13 protein-coding genes and 1 pseudogene are annotated in these 20,833 nt (G+C 43.7%); 12 read left to right on the top strand and 2 right to left on the bottom strand.

Annotation, left to right across the window (positions count from 1 at the left end; all coding sequences use genetic code 11):
* Positions 1–190: 190 nt before the first annotated feature.
* From OCV19_RS17765 to ggt, 12 genes and pseudogenes are all read left to right on the top strand, one after another.
* Positions 191–541 carry a hypothetical protein gene (locus OCV19_RS17765; protein WP_065677763.1) on the top strand — a complete coding sequence of 117 codons (351 nt, stop codon included), beginning with the start codon at positions 191–193 and terminating at the stop codon, positions 539–541.
* 12 nt (positions 542–553) lie between these two features.
* Positions 554–1,903: an HlyD family type I secretion periplasmic adaptor subunit gene (locus tag OCV19_RS17760; protein ID WP_065677764.1), complete on the top strand. Its 1,350-nt coding sequence runs from the start codon at positions 554–556 to the stop codon at positions 1,901–1,903.
* Between the two features lie 3 nt (positions 1,904–1,906).
* Positions 1,907–4,138: an ATP-binding response regulator gene (locus tag OCV19_RS17755; RefSeq protein WP_065677765.1), complete on the top strand. Its 2,232-nt coding sequence runs from the start codon at positions 1,907–1,909 to the stop codon at positions 4,136–4,138.
* The gene (locus tag OCV19_RS17750; RefSeq protein WP_065677766.1) at positions 4,113–5,537 is read left to right on the top strand and encodes a TolC family protein; all 1,425 of its coding nucleotides are present in this window, start codon (positions 4,113–4,115) and stop codon (positions 5,535–5,537) included. Before OCV19_RS17755 ends, OCV19_RS17750 begins: the two co-directional genes overlap by 26 nt.
* Positions 5,527–7,113, top strand: a complete 1,587-nt coding sequence (locus tag OCV19_RS17745; protein ID WP_065677767.1) for an ABC transporter transmembrane domain-containing protein — start codon at positions 5,527–5,529, stop codon at positions 7,111–7,113. Before OCV19_RS17750 ends, OCV19_RS17745 begins: the two co-directional genes overlap by 11 nt.
* Positions 7,110–9,248, top strand: coding sequence for an ATP-binding cassette domain-containing protein (locus OCV19_RS17740; protein WP_065677768.1), 2,139 nt, complete (start codon positions 7,110–7,112; stop codon positions 9,246–9,248). Before OCV19_RS17745 ends, OCV19_RS17740 begins: the two co-directional genes overlap by 4 nt.
* A 108-nt stretch (positions 9,249–9,356) precedes the next feature.
* On the top strand, positions 9,357–9,695 hold the full coding sequence (locus tag OCV19_RS17735; protein ID WP_065677769.1) for a hypothetical protein: 339 nt from the start codon (positions 9,357–9,359) through the stop codon (positions 9,693–9,695).
* A 71-nt stretch (positions 9,696–9,766) separates the two neighbouring features.
* Positions 9,767–11,037 (top strand): annotated as a pseudogene (locus OCV19_RS17730) (IS4 family transposase).
* 309 nt (positions 11,038–11,346) lie between these two features.
* The gene (locus OCV19_RS17725; RefSeq protein WP_065677135.1) at positions 11,347–14,550 is read left to right on the top strand and encodes a response regulator; all 3,204 of its coding nucleotides are present in this window, start codon (positions 11,347–11,349) and stop codon (positions 14,548–14,550) included.
* Between the two features lie 10 nt (positions 14,551–14,560).
* Positions 14,561–15,037 (top strand): hypothetical protein, encoded by a 477-nt coding sequence (locus OCV19_RS17720; RefSeq protein WP_065677134.1) that lies wholly within the window; start codon positions 14,561–14,563, stop codon positions 15,035–15,037.
* 1 nt (position 15,038) lies between these two features.
* Complete coding sequence (locus tag OCV19_RS17715; RefSeq protein ID WP_065677133.1) at positions 15,039–16,106, top strand: sulfate ABC transporter permease; 1,068 nt, start codon at positions 15,039–15,041, stop codon at positions 16,104–16,106.
* A 259-nt stretch (positions 16,107–16,365) separates the two neighbouring features.
* Positions 16,366–18,096 carry a gamma-glutamyltransferase gene (gene ggt, locus OCV19_RS17710; protein ID WP_065677132.1) on the top strand — a complete coding sequence of 577 codons (1,731 nt, stop codon included), beginning with the start codon at positions 16,366–16,368 and terminating at the stop codon, positions 18,094–18,096.
* Positions 18,097–18,243: 147 nt separating this feature from the next.
* Here ggt and OCV19_RS17705 read toward each other — a convergent pair whose 3' ends face one another.
* Both OCV19_RS17705 and OCV19_RS17700 read right to left on the bottom strand, forming a co-directional pair.
* Positions 18,244–19,302: a HEAT repeat domain-containing protein gene (locus OCV19_RS17705; RefSeq protein WP_065677131.1), complete on the bottom strand. Its 1,059-nt coding sequence runs from the start codon at positions 19,300–19,302 to the stop codon at positions 18,244–18,246.
* Between the two features lie 87 nt (positions 19,303–19,389).
* On the bottom strand, positions 19,390–20,721 hold the full coding sequence (locus OCV19_RS17700) for an anaerobic sulfatase maturase (RefSeq protein WP_065677130.1): 1,332 nt from the start codon (positions 20,719–20,721) through the stop codon (positions 19,390–19,392).
* Positions 20,722–20,833 lie beyond the last annotated feature (112 nt).

Raw genomic sequence — 20,833 nt, 5'->3', positions numbered from 1 at the left:
TACAGCCTCCGTTGCTACTAGCTAACTGATCGTATTTATAGAAGCATTAAAGGACATCATTTTGAAAAACCAATTTTTTATACAACATTTTTCATAATTTCTTTTTAAAGAGAAAGAATCAAAAAAAATTTGAAAACTGCCTTTAAAGATCCTTAGTTATTGTGATTAAAGCAATTAAGGCGGTGGAGCGATGATAGACATGACGAATTTGTTGCGCTCGGTCGACAACAACCACAAAGGGCTGCAATTGCTATTAAGCGACTTTTACAATGACTTTTCTGACGCAGCCCTAAATATAGAAGAGCTTCATAACGGTAATCGTTTTGATGAACTCAATAGTTACTCAAAAAAGTTGAAGACCATCTTAACGTTGCTTTGCGACCAAGACCTTCCGCCCAAAATGGCCAAATTGGAACATTTGAGTAGACACAAGTTCCCTGCGCCGGAAGATCTAATAGAGGATGTAAAAACTGAATTGCACAACGTCAATCGACAAATCAACCACTTGTTGGATATTAAGGAAGTTATAGATGGCAAGTAACCGAGGTCAGTCATGAGCAATAACCAAATAGAACATCACCTCAGAAAAGCACTTGTTTCCAATAACGAGGCTTCTAAGGTCACAGCTGATGACACTATTGTGCTTGCTAGTGCCATGACCAGCGTTCACAAAACGTTGCTCATTATATTCTTGCTCGCTTTGGTCGCTATTGCGGTGGCGTCACAAGCACGTATCGACATTGTTGTTTCTGTACGTGGAGAACTGTTATTGGAATCGGATGTTGAGAAGGTTCAACATTTAGAAGGCGGGATATTAGAAGAATTGTTAGTCAGGAAAGGTGAAGTCGTTTATGAGGGCCAACCTATTGCTCGAATACGCTCACTCGACCGTAACACTCAACTTGATACCGTGAACACTGAAATTATTCAGATTGAGCTCGATAAGATTCGTTATGAAAGCTTACGCGACATGATAGAACCTAACTTCGACGCCTTCATTGATAAATACCCAGAGCAAGTTCAGGTCAACATGAATACGTGGAAGCAAGAGTTCTCTAAAAATCGTTCTAATGAAGAACTCATCACTCACGATATTAAGCACAAGAACTCGTTGATCAGTTCAATGTTAAAGCGTCGCAAAAGTTCAGAAAATCAACTATCTCTGATACGTAAGCAGCTCAACATCAAAAACACCCTCTATAAAGAAGAGATGGCGTCTTATGTCGACGTTCTTAACATGAAAGTACAAGAGTCGAATATGGTGCGTGAGATTGAGAACCTTGACGAATCTGTGATGAATGAGCGTTTCCAGCTCGACAAGCTTGAAAAACAACACCGTGACTTGGTTGAGAATCGAAACTCTGAGTATCAAGCGCAAATCATTCAAGCGAATAAAGACCTCAAACTGAAGCGAATCTTACAACCACAGCATTCCGACAAGGTTGATCGCCTAGTCGTCTACTCTCCGGTGGATGGTGTGGTCGACAAACTGCACTTCAATTTCCGTTCTGCTGTGATCCCGCCAGGAGAAAGTATCGCCGATATTGCACCGATCAATAACTCCCTTCACGGTGAAGCGAAGATCCCACGTAAAGACATGGGATTTGTCGAAATTGGTCAGGCAGTGAAAGTGAAAATGGATACCTATAACTTTGCAAAATACGGATTTGTTGAGGGAACCATCGCCTCAATCAGCCGTTCATCATACGAAGAAGAAGACGCTGAATTCTATTTAGCAGAGATTGAAATTGACCGAAACTTTCTTGAGCGAGGAGGCACTCAATACAAGTTATCACCTTACATGGAGTTTACCGCCGATGTGAAAACAGGCTCGCGTCGCGTGATCGAATACGCTGCGAAACCTGTGATGTCAGCCATCGAGGATGCTTTCGATGAGAGATAATCAATGAGCGGTAAACCTTCGTACAATATTTCCGTACCCGCTCTACGTCTAAGCATACTATTTAGCGTGGTATTGGCTGCGCTCGCTTTCTATTTATACTTTTCTTGGTCGAAAATAGATTCAGTCGCACAAGTGCAAAGCGCCCCACTGCTCATACAAGCCCAGAAGCTTAATCAGACCATAGAACAAGATATTCAAACTCTGCAACAGTGTTTAAGTACCAACACTTGCGGCACTAACGAGTTCAACCTAGTTCACTTGAAGCGTGAAATTGATGAGTTTCGCTCTTTAGCCTCGTTGAACAAAACCGAGTTCAGCTTGGTTGGAGCAACTGAATACACGCAACTGGAATTGGCGATTAATCGTTTCTCCGATAGTCCTAAAACGCGTAACGACGTATTAGGCTTGTACCTTTCATTGACCAATAACTACCTGAAGATGGACGACAACTATCGCACCATGTTTAACAACCATGCGAATGACTTAATGTCAGAAAAAAACGAGTTCTTTATCTGGTTGTTTATGGTGGTCGTGATATTGGCTGTGATTACGATTCTATCCAACTCAGTTGCTATGTTGAAGCTAAAGAAATCCAGTTCTAACGAACGCGCAATCGACTATGAATTCGATGCCCTGTATCAAGAGCTGAAGCAGCTAAATTTACAACGTCTTGAAGAGCTTCTTAATGAAGTGAGCATCAACCCCAAGCAGCGTCAGATTTACTCTCATCTCAAACTTATTTTCAGTAAATTAGAAGACCAAAAGCGCAATAACGATCTCTACAAACAGTTGTATGCGCTGATCGGTTATGAGATTCGCGGAATTACAAACACCATTAACGGTGGCGTCCAATATCTGGTTCAAGAAACCGATGAAAACGGCGTGTTGATGGCGAACGATATTACCTCTGCATGTAGTACTTTATCTGAGTTAGCAGAGAACTATAATCGCTTGATATCACAGGGGACGGAAAGTAAATCGAAAGAATTTTCACTACTCAACGTCTTGTCGGAATTAATGATTCATATCAGTGCCAAAGTACAACGTAATGAAAGCCAACTTGACTGTTTTATCTCTGACAACTTACCGAATCGTGTTGCAGGCCAATCCACCAGCTTATTCTGGATACTGTTCCTTCAACTTTCTAACGCTATTCAACTCAAATCAAATAAGAAACTGTTTGTAACGATTGAATCGGGTGCGGCTTCAGACATGGAAAATACCCGTGTCACCATCAACCTCAACTTCTTATCAACACTGGATGTTTCTGTTGCCAAGCTCAACAAACTCCATTGGAGCGCACACAAAGACCATACAGCCAGCACAGATGACTTAGCGAAAAGCGTTCTGAAGGATTACGGATATTACGAGAGCCACTGGTTCCAGTCAGGGGCTCAGGAACGTTTTCAGATCGAGCTTGATCTTAAGGCTAAGAACTTCCACACAGAGAAAACTCGCTTTGATGGCAAGCGTTTACTCTTGTGTGCTAATACTCAAGTTCGTATAGATGTGATGAAGAAAATGCTCAGTAACTTGGGGCTAGAGATCACCGAAATTCGTACTGCAAATGAGCTTTTCTCAGCGGCTAAAACGTTCGGTGAATACGATGCGATTATGCTGACCGATACCTTTGAACCCAACAAACTGCCCTCACTGAGTAAAACAGTGAAATCCCAACTTAAGAACCACCCAAATACCAAGTTACTGTTGTCAGTGACCAACACTCAGCAAGCACAAGAGTGTCATAGCTTTGTCGACAAAATCATCAACGCTCCTGCTATTCCTTACGAATTCATTCCAAACCTACTCACCATTATGGAAGCGGAAGCATCGGAAGAACAGATGGAAAACAGCTCATTCCTTATCGTAGAGGATGACCGAGTTCAGCAGATTTTACTGAAACGGATTCTTACCAAACAAGAATATGAACCTGACATGGTTGGCGATGGCGCTGACGCAGTGAAACACTTCATGAATAAACGCTCAGACATCATTTTCATGGACTGCATCATGCCGGGTATGGGCGGCATCGAAGCAACAAAACGTATTCGCCAATTCGAACAACAAAACGAGAAAAACCCTTGTACCATCATAGGTGCAACCGCATTGACCAGCAGTAACGAACACCAGGCTTGTATTGAGGCCGGAATGGATTACGTGATCAGCAAACCTTATAAAAGCGACCAAATCATCAAGGTGATCAACAAGTATGTGGCGGTACAAAAACTTAACTAGCAGCATCATGGCTGCGCTTGTATTAAGCACGACACCTTCAGCATCGGCGACTACCCTGCTTGAAGCGGTAGAGCTCGGCCTGCAAAACAGCCTGTCTCTTCGCGCTAGTGATAAGGGCGTGGAAGAAAACGAGTACAACATTGGTATTAGTCGCTCTAAATTTCTGCCTTCACTCAATGGTGCTGCCGATACCACATGGAACGAGAATGAAACCTTGCTATCGAGCGTGCCGGATGAAACCTCTAGCTATAACTCAAACAGCTACAGTCTTTCGTTATCCCAATCCATATTCAACCTTGGCGACATTTTCAAATATGGGACGGCAAAACTCGACTTCAATATCGAAGAGATTAAACACGAGAACAAAATCCAAAGCACCATTTCGGAAATCGGTTCTCAATACTTTGAGTATTTAAAAAACAACGCCCAAATCAAAGCGACTAAAGTTGAGCTTAAATCGTCCGAAACGCGTGAACATCAAATGCGACGTAATGTAGAGCTAGGTAACACCGCTGCCAGTGAGCTGTACGAAGTAATAGCTCAGAAAGAAGGTGTGTCGAACCGATTAAGAACCTTGCAGAAAGATCGTCGTGTCATTCTCAACGGGCTCTCTATTCAAATTCAATACCCTATTACTCCGTCACAAGACATATACGAAAGCGTGCCTTTAAAAGAGATCAACGAAACTGAACAACGCTCGATCATGGATCAGGCGTTAAAGCTGAATAACGACTTGTTGGTGGCAAAGAAAAACGTAGAGAGAAGCCGCAGAAGCTTAAAAGAGAGCGGTTCGAACTTCTTACCGACCGTATCGCTTTCAGCCAGCTATCGACACGATGACGCCAATAACTACGACAAAACCGACATTACAGCGACAGGCGAAAGTAACTCAACCAGTGTTGGGTTAAACCTCGCCGTGCCTATCTTGTCTGGTGGCTCTGATTACTACGGCTATCAAAAATCATCGACGGCCATCGAGCGTACTGAACTGCTTTACCAAGATTCGCTTTATACCACACGTAACAGCGTGACTACCTCAGTGCTCAATATTAACGATTTCTCACAGTCTATAAGCAGTTACGAAAACATCATTCGCGCCAACTACGCCTCTTATAAAGGGATCCAAAGAGCCTACCAATTAGGCACGCGTACCATCACCGACTTGCTGGCGGCGGAAAGTAAACTGTTCAGCGCTTTGAGAGACTATGAAAGCGCACGATACGACTACATCATCGAGACAATCAAGCTTGAGCAAATTAAAGGCATACTCTCAATTCAATCGATAGAGAGCATCATGCAATTGATGAGCGATATTGAGGGACGAGACAATCAAGATTTGGTGCCTAAACACCTTCTCTCAACGGAGTCATTGAGAAAAGGAGGTCACAATGCAAACTGAGCAGTTTTCGCAAAAGATCAACATGGCAGATAAGTGTTATCTGACTTTCTCAACGATAATATCGACCCTGTTTGGTTTGGTGCTGCCCTTCTCTATTCTGATCATTTTTGACCGAGTGTTACCCAACCAAGCACAAGATACGCTGTTCTTATTGTTCGCGATTATTTTGATTTCCATCTTCCTCGACTACCACTTAAAAAGTCAGGAAGAGAAAATTTCCTCCGTCATCATGAGGCTGTTTGAAACTAACCTAACCAACAAGGTATTCCAATCCATTTGTTTGGCGGAAATCTCTAAATTCCGTCGTTTGGAACCAGGCGAATACCTAGAACGAATCTCAACGATTCCTGAACTTAAAACCTTTTTTGGTGGTGAGTCAGTTCGAGCGCTTATCAACCTTGCTGTTAGCGTGATTACTATACTTATCATCGGTCTCATCAACATATGGGCTGGTATTACCCTTCTAATTGCCTCGGCCGTCTTAGCTATTTTCGCTTGGAGCCTTTCCAAACAGAAAATTGGTAGCTTGCAGAATAAGTCAGACATCGAAGGGTTAACCACCTCCAAAATCATCGAGATCATCTCTAGTCCGCTTGATATCAAAGCTCGAAATATGGAATACCGCGTTGAAAGCCTGATGACACAAATGGTCGAAGAACGCGAAGTTGAGAACATCAAATATGAGCAGATTGAATCGAACTTCAGCCTAATATTGGCGCTCATCCAACAGCTCTCCATTGCTTGTGTTGTGGTAGTACTAGCAACAGCCGTTATCAATATGGAATCGAGTCAAGGCATCATGGCCGCCATCATCATGCTAACCAACCGTTATTTTGCGCCTTACCAGCAAGTAATGCGCACCGCGAGCCGCTGGGAATTGAACAAACTCCATATCCAACGTATCGCTGATCTCCTTGAATTGGCAGCCTCTGTCGAGCACCAACATGAAACAACAGAAGTAGAACGTATTTCGGTTAAGTATTCTGAAAAGCAGCGCATCGAGTTCGAACTCGGACAAGCCTATTTGCTGACAGGGAAAAGTGGTTCTGGTAAGACCCACCTCGCTAACTGTATTACGCGTCAGAACAGTGATAGCAAACTCGATATCATGATTAACGACACGCCTTTGGATGACGTCAATTACAACGTTTGGCGTAACAGTGTTCTGATGGTTGATAAGACCAGTTCGTTCGTAGAAGGGACGATTATCGATAACCTCACCTGTTTCCGCCCAAGCTTGAATAACACGGCGTTTGCACTGTGTGAAACCATGAACATCAAAGCTCAAATTGATGGGCTTCCTGCCGGTTTTTATACAGAACTCAAAGGCCATATGCGTAACCCATTTTCACGCCAAGTTGGCTACGCCCTATTATTAGTTCGCGCCCTGCTCGCCAGTAAACGCGTATTGATATTTGATGACATCGATTGTGTGTTTGATGACGAATTTGCGAGAGTGGTTCTCACCAGTACAGCTTATCGAGCCAACGACAAAATCTTGATCATCGCCAGTAATAAAATGGACAAGCTTAACCATCGCCTCAAACGCGTAAAACTTACCGGAGGTGACCAATGAGTATCTTAGTCGACTTCAATAATGTACCGCAACGTGTCTTGGATTTTGAATCTAGTGGATACGACGAACGTTACAGTCAATCGCCACTTATTCGTGGTTTGGCCTACACCCTGATAGCACTCGAATGGGAAGGCACACCCGCTATACTCAGCGATGCTTTTATTCCAAAACCCAAAGACGGCGACAGCTTTACAGCAACCATAGAGCGTCTTGGGTATCGCTGTGATGTGACCAAATTAAAGACACTCGAGAATATCGATAAACACCCTCACCCATGCTTTATTGAAATAGAGAATCTAAGTGCGATTTTCTTAGGCACCAAAGATGGAAAGTTGCTGCTGTTTGATTACACGAACAACAACACCATTGAATACCCAATGTGTAAAAAGCCCTGTTTGCTGATTGCGATTAGCGAATATTCTCGTCTGTTCCGCGAACCACCTCCGGAATCGCAAGACAGAAGTAATTGGATTAAATACGCTTTCTATCGTTATAACAATGAACTTAAAAGCCTGATCATTCTCAGCTTCGTCATCAGTATTCTCGGTGCATTGCAGCCATTCTTTATTATGAGTGTATATAACTTCGCACTGACTTCGAGCTCCGAAGCCACACTCTATTGGTTAACCTTATTCGCCATTATTGTTGGCTTCTCGGAGTATTTCTTTAAAAAGATGCGGGTAAATATCATTGCCACGTCCGGTAAAGATCTCGCCGTGCACATCTCGCAAGCCGTTATATCTAAGTTACTTTGGCTACCCTATGCGATGACATCTACTGCTGGGGTCTCTTCTCAGCTAGCACGTTTGAAAGATATCGATACCTTCCGACGCTTGGTGACTGCCGAATCAACCCTCAGCTATTTTGATATGCCGTTTGTGATCGTATTTATCATCGCCATTGCTCTGATGTCTGGTACAGCGGCATTAGTGGTGATGGGTGGTTTGATCCTGATGTTAGTGTTCTGTATTTACTCGCGCTATATCTACTCGCAGGCCACATCCAAAAGTTCGCGCGCCAATGCGATGGTCTCGTATCAATGGAACGAAATCCTTCGTGGTATCAAAACAATCCAAGGCCTGCCTTTACTTCGTGTCGTTCAATCTCGATTCAGTGCATCGCATATGCAAAGCACCAGCGATGCAGAGAACGTTGCCGTGACTAACAGTAAGATTCAGGCCGCTGGCGGCAGTTTGATTCAAGTGATTGGTACAGCAAGTATCGTGACCGCGGTAATCGGCGTGATGGAAGGTACTTCTGATGCGGGTGCCATGCTCGCAACCGTTATTTTGGTTTGGAAAGCGTTAGGCCCAATCATGGGTATCTATAACTCAATTTCTAAGTTCCAGTCGATTAAGGCTTCGTCCGCGCAAATCAACAATTTAATGTCGATGAATGACGACAAATTAACCTTAGAGAAAAGCCCGCCTATTCGCCTGTTCCAAGGCAGCATTGTGGGCAGCGGAGTCAGTCACCGATACGCAGGAGCCGCGACGGGTTTAACTAACTTGGGGTTCAAAATCCCACCCAGTGCAAAAGTGGTCATTTGTGGCCCAACAGGCTGCGGAAAAACCACCTTAATTTCAATCATTGCTGGGTTAGAAGACCGGTATCAAGGCGCAGTTTCTGTCGATGGTTACAACATTAAACAGTTCAATAGCTACCGTTATCGTACCTCGATTAACTACATCCCTTTTAATTTGCATATTTTTGAAGGCTCACTCGAGACCAACTTCATTCTACATAACGGGCTGATTCCAACAGACAAGATGCAAGAGATGGTGAGCTTCTTCGAGTTAGATGAATGGCTTCCGGAAGGCTTGGCTACTCAGTTAAGCGTAGATAAATGCAAAAGTCTTCCGAATGGAATTCAACAAAAGTTGCGGCTGGCGCTTGGCCTAGGTAACTGTGAGCAATCTCTGATTATCATTGATGAACCGTTCAACGGTGCAGAGCAAGAAAACGCTCAATACTTTAATCGCCTGTTCTCCGATAAATTGTTGAATAAGACCGTGATTTTTTCGACTAACGACCCTGGTTTGATCGCAACATCAAACATGAGTTTAGTTTTAGAGCCGGATGGGAATTTGAAATATTTTGGCTTAACAGACAAATACTTAAACAGCTTAAGCTAAAACCTCAACGCTTAATCACAATTCGCTATTTAGGGAAATGGATATAATTGACAAATTCATAAGTGAGAGGGATGATTCGCCCCAATACCACAGGTAACAAGGAAGAATATGTACACATTCGTTGCAGACAAGCTTGATGTAGCTTACTTATCCGCAATCCCTGAAAACCACCAACTTCAGGAGTGCGATGTACCTGAAGAAGAGATGGAGCTTCGAGAGATCGTTGAGGTTTGGTATGAATCTGCCTTCCTACCCGCTTTCAATCTTCAGAAAATAGATATTGAGAACAAAGCAGAGCTCACCGTCGTACAAATGCACGTATTCAGCAATGATACGAGCACACTCGCCTTCCTACTCAAAAACAGAGTGTATCGCGCCGCACTTAACAGAATGCTCGGTATTTGGACATTCATAGACAGGATCTTAAGCTCTAAGCTATTTATTTAGATAGAAAAAAGGCTTCATTTATGATCAGATAATCGTCGCCAAACAAACCACCCATATCAACCGTGAAGCCGATGACGATTATCTCCCTACAAAAGCAGTTTAAGCAATTCTTTAATGCTGATAGCCTTCAAAAAATGGCGAAAAGTACAGGACTTATGAAGCGATGTCGGGCTATCTTACCCGACCAGCTAGTAGTAAGCCTAGTGGCCGCTTTGAGCAAAGGAAACTGCTCATCTATTGCCGATTTACTAAGGCAATTCAATGGGATGTGCTTAAGCGCTAAAGATACTGTGGCTTATAAGCCCTACCATAACCAGTTAAGAAAAGAAGAATTTCCGATATTCATGCGCCAATTGGCCATGCGAGCGATAGCTCAGTTTGCTCGCCAGCAGAGTGCCAACCTACCAGATAAACTCGCCACCTTTGATGATGTGCTGCTTCAAGATGGTAGCTCTTTCCACATTCATCGTGACCTTTCGAACGTTTACCCGAGCCGATTTAAACGCAATCCAGCCGCAGTTGAATGCCATATGACAATGTCTTTAAAAAAGCTTTTCTCCAGTCGCAATGAGCATCAGCGCTGATACAGCATCAGAAAGAGACTTTTTGCCCGCCCCCCAAAACAATGAGTAACAAATTGTTGTTGGCTGACGCAGGGTACCCTGACTTCCAATTCTTTACTGAGCTTGAACTGTATGGTGGTTTCTATATTTTTCGAGGAGCAAAGTCCCTGAATCCTCATGTTATAGAAGCGAGAAACGGTCAGGGCCGGCATTTATCTAAACTAGAAGGAAAGAAGCTCAAAGACATCACTCGAGGTACTAATCGCTCACAGGTACTCGACCTTAAAGTTCGTAGTGGTAAGCAAGAATTTAGAGTGGTAAGACGTTGGTTTGCAGAAGAAAAGCGATTCTGTATTTGGTTAACTAACTTGCCTTCAGGTACCTATACTGCTGATGACATAATGGCGATCTACCGCTGTCGATGGCAGGTGGAGTTGCTTTTTAAAGAATTAAAATCTCACACAAACTGGCAACGATTTGTCACCGCACAAAAGGCCATCGTTGATGGGCTTATCTGGGCCAGTTTACTCTCGCTGATCATCAGGCGCAGTACTGCGCTTCAGATAATGCCATCGGTCTCGCTGTTTAAGGCGGCAAAAAATGTGGATGTGTGGCTGTTGCCCATATTTGAATGTATCAGCCACAAGGCATGGTCAGAAATAGGCAATAAACTGGAATGGGCCTCTAGCTATATATTTAAGAACGCACAAAAGTCCGCCCAGAGGAAGTCAAAGAAAAACATCACGTTAGACGGGATTTATGCTGGTCTTAATGCTTAAGGTTCAGTCTATGTTTGGACATTAGAACCCTCTGCAAAAACCGTATTAGAGCAACTTCTTTTCGAATTAAGCCTCGATAGCAATCGTCCTCATTAATAAGCTTTTTAAGTGATTCATCAATAAGCATAAAATTAAACAAACTGCCAAACGCTATAAATTACTAATAAAAGAACGCATTTCAAAATAAGCTCTGAAATCACAAGAACTTATACCCCTCCCACACTTACGTAAAATTTACCGTTTCAAAGTTTCCATATCGGCATTTTTATTCTACTGTTTTTATATAACGACAGTTGGATGGATCCTTATATGGCGATTACGGTCTGGAATAACCTTTCAGTCAAACATAAACTCTTTGGCTTAGTTCTACTTCCCATTTCATTATTACTCTTCCTAGCAGGTAGACAGGCTTATATTTTAACGACTCAATTAACCGATTTTGAGCGGACCAATCAGTTATCTGTGTACCTTCAAGATATCTCGGTCTTATATCGAAGTACCCTCGCTTCTAGCCCTGAAGAGTTCGCAACACAAAGCAGCCAAGTAAAGGCAGAATTGAAAACACTCTCGCCTATCATTTTTTTAGGTGCTTCTGATGAAATGAATCAACTGGTTTCAGATTTCAGTGAAGCGACCCTATCAACGATGGAAGCGAATGACACTTACGATAAATTGGATGCCCTCGAATGGCAGAGCGATTTATACAAGCAACTGTTACTTGAAGTAGAGAAAGTCCCTTTTGAAAACACTAAACGTGAAATTCAACAGCACCTCACTGCCCTTCAACAACTTGAGTGGTTGATGTTTTGGTCGAACGAAGAGTTCAAGCTTGGTAGTTCACTGATTGAGATCTTCCAAATCAGCCAAGAGTACGACCCAGAACTCGCCGAACAGATCAAAACCTTGAGTGAAAGACAGCAATTGTTCTTAGAGCGCTTTGTTTCATTGAACGCCAACGAACATCAAGTTTCTTTGATGGTTGAAGTGTTTCGAAATGATGTGTTTGCTCAAAGCCAAGAGATAAGAAGCGCGCTACTCGACCTAAATACAATCAGCCAACTGACGCCACAAGAAGTGTCTGTCGGCTTAGAAGCGATGAGCGCACGGCTCAACTTATTACAAAGCCTTGGCGGCGTAATCAAGCAAGAGTTTCAACAAGAAGTTGAGCAAGCCATCTATGACGCGCAAATACAACGAACCCTGTTTATCTCAATCGTCGCTTTGCTGGCAGCGATTGTTATGGGTTTAACTCTTAGCTTGGCGAGACAAGTCACTAACAACCTTAATTTGGTGTTAGCTTTCTTAAAAAGCGAAAATGATGACACGCGCCCTTCTTTAGATAAATTAATCCAAGGTAAAGATGAACTCAGTCTGTTTGCTCAGCAAGTTGAACGATTGACCATCGAACGAGAGCTCGCGAAAGATAGATTGACGGTAGCAAAAGAAGACGCAGAGAGAGCCAAAGAGGATGCCGAACACGCGAAAGACCACGCAATACAAGCCAGCAAAGCAAAAAGTAGCTTCTTGGCCAACATGTCTCATGAAATTCGCACCCCGCTCAATGGTGTTATTGGTATTTCGGAAATCCTCGCAGATACGCCGCTTACACCGACACAACGTGACTATGTTGATACGATCGAAACTTCATCCCAACTGCTCCTTAGCTTAATCAACGATATCTTAGACTTCTCTAAAATTGAGTCTGGCATGCTATTAATCAGCCCGCATTCTGCATCGATTAGAGAGTCGATATACGACATCGCCTCTATTGTGGCACCAAAAGCGAAAGAACAAAGAATATCGATTAACGTTGATATCAGCCCAGATACACCAGCACGCGTGATGATAGACGATCACCGTTTAAGACAGATCTTGATGAACTTTATGTCGAATGCGGTGAAGTTTACGGCTGAAGGTGGCGTCACATTATCAATTCAAACGCTCAACAAAGCAGATAACAATGCCACCATTCGATTTGCTGTACGAGACACGGGTATTGGTATCGATTCACTGCAACAAAAACAGATATTTGAACCGTTCGCTCAAGAAGACGATTCAACCACACGTCAATTTGGTGGTACTGGTCTTGGTCTAGCCATCAGTACACAGTTAGTTGAACTGATGGGAGGCCAAATTCAACTCGACTCCGTCAAAGGTGAAGGGAGTTGTTTCTACTTCGACTTGGAATTGCCTGTTGACTTGATACTGCCAAAACCAAGTTCAGCAACAGCTGATATTTATGTACTGAGTAACGAAAACATGCTCTCCGAGCGAATCGAGTCCGACCTTAACCTTTATGGTTTGAAGGTTACCGATAAAACGAATGATATAACGGCAATTACAGAGCAGATCTCCACTCAAAAACACACTAAACCTATCACTGTCGTTTTCGCCGAAGATGACGCATTCCTAGCTAATACCCACGCAGATAACTTAGCAAAGCTGCACCAAAACGGCATCACTATCTGTTTGATACGTTCCTTCTTAAGTGAGCCCGCGGATCTTGGTGACAGCGTTACTGCACAAGTCGCACAGCCGCTACTCGGCTTGCGTTTAATTAAAGCTATTGAGCTTTGTGATACTCGAGGTTTGGCGGAACTATCAGAAGCAAGCCAAACACCAGTCGAGATCCAACACAAAATCCTCATCGTTGAAGACAACAAGATCAACCAAAAAATTGCTGGTCTTCATGTCGGTAAAAGTGGTTTTGAATTCGAGTTCGCTAATAATGGTCAAGAAGCTGTGGACATGTTCACAGCTAATCCTCATTACGCGGCGATACTCATGGACTGCATGATGCCGGTTATGGATGGCTTTGATGCAACAAGCAACATCCGAAGAATTGAAAAAGAAACGGAAGCGACGCGACGCATCCCTATCATTGCATTGACCGCCAGTGTCATCGATGACGATATTCAGAGGTGTTTCGACGTTGGTATGGATGACTATGTACCAAAACCATTCAAGTTCGAAATGCTTAAAGAGAAAGTGCTCACCGCGGTAGAAGCTATGCCACTACCAGCTTCCTATAAAGCTCAACCTAAGAAACAACCTGCAACTGTCACTCCGATTATCAACGGGGCTGCGACCAAACGTACTTTGCCTGAAGAAGCGGAACAAAACGCAATTCCGAGCAAATCAGAAAGAATCTTGCTAGTCGAAGACAACCGCGTCAATCAAAAAGTAGCTTCTATCATGCTGAAGAAGGCCGGATATGCCTTTGAAATTGCAGACAACGGACAAATTGCCGTTGATATGTACCAGAACGACAGTAGCTTCGACATTATTTTGATGGATTGCATGATGCCCGTTATGGACGGTTTCACGGCAACTAAGGAGATTCGAGAACACGAGAAAAACCAAGGCTTAAGCAAAACTCCTATTATCGCGTTAACCGCCAGTGTTATCGATGATGATATTCAAAAGTGCTTTGATTCCGGAATGGATGGATACGTAGCGAAGCCCGTAAGAAAAGAAAAACTATTCCATCAAATAGAAAGTGCGACTTGTTAGGAGACACCTCATGGATTGGATTAGAACAATAAAAACACTTCCCCGCAGAGTCATGTTGCCAGTCGCGGTAGGGCTATTAGGAAGCTTGCTTTTTCTAAGCCCTGCTCACGCCGCTGAAGATTATGCCATATTTTCTTTAGACTCTGGATTTGAGGAGATATCAATAAACAAAGCGCGAAAGCTCTATAGAGGGAAAACTAAGCGCCTCAATGGCAAACGTGTTGAACTGTCTGATTGGCCTGAGAACAGTGCCGAAAGAGAGGACTTTTATCAGCTTTTGCTTGGAAAAAATGCCGCTCAAATGAATGCACACTGGGCTGGTTTATCTTTTTCAGGAAAAGCGCGTTATCCAAGAGAAATCAAAACGGCGTCAACCGACAGCTTAGTCGACTGGCTTGATGACAAACCAAACCGTATTGGTTACTCCCCACTCTCTTCGGTTCCTCAAAATGCCAACGTTCTCTACGTTATAAGTTCGGAGAAATAATATGAAAAGAATAATTACGTCAGTGTTATGTGCCTCAATGGCCTCTCCGGCTTTTGCGAATATCGAACTTACCGATAATTTATCCTTGAGTGGCTTTGGCTCAACGTCTTGGGCAACATCGGATAACGATAATCCATTAATCATCAACCGCGGTTTTACTGATGAGAGCTGTTACGACTGTGATACCACATTTGGTGTTCAACTCGATTACTTCTACAACTCATTCAAAGCTTCCGTGCAAGTTGTCAAGCCACCCCAATATGATTGGAGTGAACCGCAGCTAGAGTGGGCTTACTTAGGCTATGAATTTAATGACTTTGATGTAAGTATTGGACGCTTGAGGCTGCCACTGTTCCTTGCCTCTGAGTACTACTATGTAGGCCAAGCCTATATGACCGCGAGGCCACCTACAGAGGTGTATAACAGCGTTCTCGGAATCACAGCTTTCAATGGCATAAAAGTGAGCTGGACTCATGATGTAAGCGATGAAGCTACCCTACTACTCTCTCCATTTTTCGGTATTAAAGATAACAATGAAGTCGACTTCAATTCGACAACTGAGCTTGAATTTGAAACAAATCGAATGTTTGGTGCCAATCTACAATTGAGTGGAGAAGATTATCGTTGGAATTTGTCATTCCTCGATTCCAATTTTGACCAAACCGTAAAGATTAAAAACATCGGTTCACTTCCAACAGCAGACAACCAACACATCCAACTTTGGTCGTTAGGTGCTGAGTACGAATTCGGCCAAGCTGTACTTGCCAGTGAAGGGCAAATCAGTGACATCTCGTCCTCGATGTACGCTAGTTTGGGCTACAGACTAGATTTATTCACTCCATACGTCGTTTACGGAGCAGAGTTTGATTCTCACGAACACCTAACAGGAAACAGCTACCTAATTGGTGTGGATTACGATGTGTTACCTAACGTCTCCATCAATGGCGAAGTGCAATATTTTGAGGCTCGTAAAGCAAACGGTGCCTTTGTTGAGAATTTCAACGCACTTACTGGTTTTGATGACAAAGATGCCGTCCTTTATACCATCATGTTGAGTTTCGTCTTCTAACCCAAAATTAGACAATCACCATTAAATAAAAGCCCAAGGTAATCAAATAACCTTGGGCTTTTTAATGTCTTTGAATTGTCATGCTTAACAAGCCATAACATTGGCCTTAACTATCCTTTAATAGAAAAACATTTAGTTGGTTTGGCGATTAATGTCAGAGCCGTCAATATTGTGTAAGAAGGCTGCAAACTAAAGAACTTCACTACCTTAATTTGGTCAACCTAAGAGCGAATAAACAGATACCTTAAACGGAGAACGCATGCGAATAGCGACTTTATCTTTAAGTTTGGTTTCAGCGGTCGGTTTCGCGGCTGAGCCAAATCCTTTTCCAATTACGCCAGACGAAACTGGCGAAGAGTTTATGGTAAGTGCAACGAATCCATATGTAAGCAGCACTGGGTATTCGGTACTCAAGCAAGGAGGTAATGCAGTCGATGCAATGGTGGCGATGCAGATGACAATGTCGGTGGTTGAACCGGATATGACTGGGATTGGCGGCGGTACTTTCGCGCTGTTTTACCAAAAAGACAAAGATCAATTCCTCGCACTTGATGGACGAGATGAAGCCCCTTCAAGTGCTACTCCAGACATGTTCATGGAAAATGGAGAAGCGCTAAGTCGAAACGAGATTTTAGGGGCTCGTTCTGTAGCGGTTCCCGGCACACTTCGTTTGCTCTATAGCACTCATCAACAATACGGAAAACTGCCATGGTCTGAGCTTGTTCAACCCGCAATTGAACTGGCAAGCAAGGGCTACGCGATGAACAGCTACACCTACGACATCGTGGTTCGTGAACAAGAACGATTGATTGAAGATTCAGAAATCGAAGCCCTGTATTGGAATGACGACCAAATCAAACCGACCGGCACATTGATGAAGAACCCAAAGCTTGCCGACACTCTGAGCAACATTGCTCAACAAGGTGATAAGTACCTTTATGGTGGCGAGTTTGGTAAGCACATCGTTGAAACGGTTAACAGCCGAATCGATGCCGACCATGCAAAACTCTCTATCGAAGATTTTGAACAGTACCAAGTCAAACAACGCGAGGTTATCGAAAGCGACTACCGAGGCAACAAGATTGTCTCGTTTGGTTATCCAGCATCTGGTGGTGTGATGGTTGCTCAAAGCCTTGAAATGTTGGAAGCCTATGACTTAGCCGACATGTCTAAAACCGATGTTGAACCTTGGCGCTTGATGACCGAAGCCATGAGAATCGCTAAGGCCGATCGCATCGCTTATGCCGGTGACCCAGATTACATCGAAGCGCCCGTTGCTGCCCTACTCGACAAAGCTTACATCGACGAGCGACGTAAGCTCATTCCTGAGAGTGGCATTGCGAAAACAAACCCGAAAGCAGGCAAGCTATCCGATACTGATTACGCTCAGTATCAAGGTTTTGAGAGCCAAGATACCGGGCACATATCCATTATCGACAAAGACGGTAATGCCATTGCTATGACTAGCACCGTCGGCACTGGTATGGGTTCAGGAGTAATGGTCGATGGTGTAATTCTCAACGCACAAATGGCAAACTTCTCCACCAAACCCACCATAAACGGTAAACCGACTCAAAATGCCATCGAAGCAGGTAAGCGACCTCGTTCAGCAATCACACCGTTAATGGTTATGGATAAAAAAGACGACCTGCGTTTAGTTGTCGGCTCTCCAGGTAGCTCGCAAATTCCGGGGTACGTGTTAAAAACCGTAGTTGGAGTTTTAGATTGGGATCTGTCTGCGCAGGAAGCCATTGACCTTCCAAACATCCAATACGGCACTAAGATTGATCGCACCAAACCTTATGACCCAACGGGTTTACTCGTCGAAAAGAAAACCTACGCCGAAATGTTAGTACCAGAGTTCATGCAGCTCGGTTACCCGGTGCATGTCATTCCAGTCGTCAGTGGCTTGAATGCCATTGAAGTCAAAGATGGCAAGATCTATGGCGCGACCGACAGACGCCGTGCATCAAGCTCTATGGGTGAATGATAAAACGAAATAGGCAAGTAACAGGCTTGCCCTTCTTTTGTTTTTAGTTGCATGAACCTTGTCTAAGCAGTTCATGGAGACGAAAAAGCCAGTCGAATGTTTCTACTGGCTTTTCATTATCGGCTTCGCTAATTACTCATTAGAATATTATGAGCTTGGCGCTACTCGTTTCTCTTTCAACTGATCAATTACATAATCAGGAGCCACTTTACCTAGCTCACCCAAGCAATCATCGATCTTTTCATTGCCGTAGCGCACATAGATATCGCATACCGCGTATAGCTGCTCTGGAGAACCAGAGATCAAATATGCTTTCTCGAACGATTTAGTCGACTTGTCGATATCCAACTCTTCTTGTAATACCCCATTTAGGTACCAGTAGTAGCTGTTATCTTTCGCTAGCTTCGCAGCCACTTCAATCTCTTTGGCTGCCGCAGTTTTGTCTTCAAGGCGAACCAGAGTCAGCGATTTCGAATAATGCAGAGCGGCGTTGTTTGGTACGCTCTCCAAACCACGTTCTAATACTTCGACTGCTTGTTTGTCTTTATTCTGCGCTCGAAAATTATCTGCGTAGCTCAACCAAACTTGCGCTTCTTTTGGATGCGTATTGATCAGTTCTAGATAAACCGTTTCCGCCTTATCCCAGTCATTGTGCCATCGAAGCACATCAGCAAACAGTAATTGGTACTTTTCAGATTCTTGCGTTTCCAAGAAGCTAATCAGCTCTGTGACTCCTGGTTCAATTTGTGCTTTCTGCTTGTCATCCAATGCATTGAAGTCACGAACTAAATTGGATGTTGCCGTGTGGCGAACCATGGTATCGCTGTCTTTTAGCAGGGGTGAAATTAACGCCCAGCGATGTTCAAGTTGGTAAGGTTCAGAACCGATAACCGCCGCTTCACGCACTTCAGGGTTTTGATCTTTCAAACCTCTTGCCACCGCCACCAGCGCATTCTGACTTGGGTATGAAGCAAGCTCTTGCAGTGCACCAGTACGATTTTCAACAGATTGGTTCTGATCTTGTGCCATGTAAGACAACTGTTGAATACGGGTTTGAGTATCCGTCATTTCGAGCACTTGATTGATATTTTGTGCTGGCGCGTCAACCGTTTGTTGAACGCTATTCGCAGCCATCGCAGACGTTGAAATCAATGCGGACGTTGAAACCAATAAAGCAACAGTCGTCGCTAAACTCTTCTTGATCATAGTATTACCTTAAACTGGAGAACTTAGCCTGTCCTTAGACTCGTATCTGATTAAATTTATCTTGGATCTGCTGATCCAAAGAACAAGCTAAAACTTGGTCTCGAACGTAGCTTGTTGCGCCTGTTTTGCTCGATGCGCCATCAACACTGAGTCGCTGAATTTGCCATGAGCCACTGGATGCCCCATCGCGCGAGCGATATACGCCATCGACTTATCGACATGAGAAAAGAACTTATGCCAACCTGCACATAAGTAGTTCAAGCCCGGTTCGCCTGCACGAGTTTTGATAAAACGGTTCTTAGGACACTCACCATGACAAGCGAACTTGTAATCACACTGCTGACATTGACTGGTCAGTGTGCGGGATTTAGCAAAACCAAACTGTTGCTGTGGTGCGCTGTACGCTAAGTCATCAAGCTTCTCGTGGAGAATATTGCCAATTTTGTACTCAGGGTAAACATAGTGGTCGCATGAGAATACATCGCCATTTGGCTCCATTGCCAAACCCTTTCCGCATATCTCGTTCAAGGTACACAGTGGATTCGGACGCCCAATCCATGTTTCTACGCTCGCTTCAAAATACTGAACAAACACCTTACCGATGTCGTTCTTAGCCCACTCATCAAACACAGAAATAAGGAAGTTACCCCAAGCCAAGTCCGACACACACCACGATTCCATGATCGAATCTTTATGGCCGGGGATCAGGCGTTTGTCGCCTTGTTTGAGCTGTTCGCTCACTTGGGATGTTTGTGGTGCAACCGTTCGGAACGTTTTCTGTTCAACGATAGGAATAAACTGCATTTGCGGTGACTTCACCACATCACGTAGGAAGCGATAGACCTCAAGTGCATTTTGACTGGTGAGGTTATTCACACAGGTAAGCGTTGCAAACTTCACTTGGTGTTTGTGCAGCAGCTCCACAGCCGCCATCACTTGTTTGAATGTGCCACGGCCAGCTCTGTTAACACGATAGGCATTGTGCAGCATTTCAGGACCATCAATGCTCAAACCGATCAGGAAGTTATTCTTCGCAAGAAACTCAGCCCAATCATCATTCAGCAAAGTACCATTGGTTTGTAAATCGTTTGAAATCAATACACCTTCAGGTTGGTACTTTTTCTGTAACTCAACCACGCGTTCAAAATACGCCAAACCTAGCATGGTCGGTTCACCGCCCTGCCATGAGAAGATGATTTCTGGCGTGTTTTGACCTTCGATGTATTGTCGGATGTAGGTTTCTAATGTCTCATCATCCATTCTTGGAGAACTGCCTTTCTTGTACTCCAACAAATCTTGCTTACTTAGGTAGTAACAATATTTACAATCAATGTTGCACGCTGCGCCAATCGGCTTAGCCATGACATGCAAGCGCTTAGACGCTTTACCGTTATACTGTGGACCTTGAGTAATATGCATGATTTACCTACCTATTTTAGTATTCTGGACCCATCATAATTCCTATTCGATCATGTGACATGTTATACCCTTTATAACCAATAGGAATGACCTTAAACGTTAGAATTAGACC

This window comes from Vibrio celticus, from assembly GCF_024347335.1.
Classification (GTDB): domain Bacteria; phylum Pseudomonadota; class Gammaproteobacteria; order Enterobacterales; family Vibrionaceae; genus Vibrio; species Vibrio celticus.
The sequence above is the reverse complement of the archived record's forward strand: the minus strand, read 5'-3'. Positions and strand labels throughout refer to the sequence as shown.

Bases quoted from the DNA above. Each gene is read 5' to 3' on its own strand.
- OCV19_RS17765 (WP_065677763.1), top strand. From the start codon at position 191: ATGATAGACATGACGAATTTGTTGCGCTCGGTCGACAACAACCACAAA.
- OCV19_RS17760 (WP_065677764.1), top strand. From the start codon at position 554: ATGAGCAATAACCAAATAGAACATCACCTCAGAAAAGCACTTGTTTCC.
- OCV19_RS17755 (WP_065677765.1), top strand. From the start codon at position 1,907: ATGAGCGGTAAACCTTCGTACAATATTTCCGTACCCGCTCTACGTCTA.
- OCV19_RS17750 (WP_065677766.1), top strand. From the start codon at position 4,113: ATGTGGCGGTACAAAAACTTAACTAGCAGCATCATGGCTGCGCTTGTA.
- OCV19_RS17745 (WP_065677767.1), top strand. From the start codon at position 5,527: ATGCAAACTGAGCAGTTTTCGCAAAAGATCAACATGGCAGATAAGTGT.
- OCV19_RS17740 (WP_065677768.1), top strand. From the start codon at position 7,110: ATGAGTATCTTAGTCGACTTCAATAATGTACCGCAACGTGTCTTGGAT.
- OCV19_RS17735 (WP_065677769.1), top strand. From the start codon at position 9,357: ATGTACACATTCGTTGCAGACAAGCTTGATGTAGCTTACTTATCCGCA.
- OCV19_RS17725 (WP_065677135.1), top strand. From the start codon at position 11,347: ATGGCGATTACGGTCTGGAATAACCTTTCAGTCAAACATAAACTCTTT.
- OCV19_RS17720 (WP_065677134.1), top strand. From the start codon at position 14,561: ATGGATTGGATTAGAACAATAAAAACACTTCCCCGCAGAGTCATGTTG.
- OCV19_RS17715 (WP_065677133.1), top strand. From the start codon at position 15,039: ATGAAAAGAATAATTACGTCAGTGTTATGTGCCTCAATGGCCTCTCCG.
- ggt (WP_065677132.1), top strand. From the start codon at position 16,366: ATGCGAATAGCGACTTTATCTTTAAGTTTGGTTTCAGCGGTCGGTTTC.
- OCV19_RS17705 (WP_065677131.1), bottom strand. From the start codon at position 19,302: ATGATCAAGAAGAGTTTAGCGACGACTGTTGCTTTATTGGTTTCAACG.
- OCV19_RS17700 (WP_065677130.1), bottom strand. From the start codon at position 20,721: ATGCATATTACTCAAGGTCCACAGTATAACGGTAAAGCGTCTAAGCGC.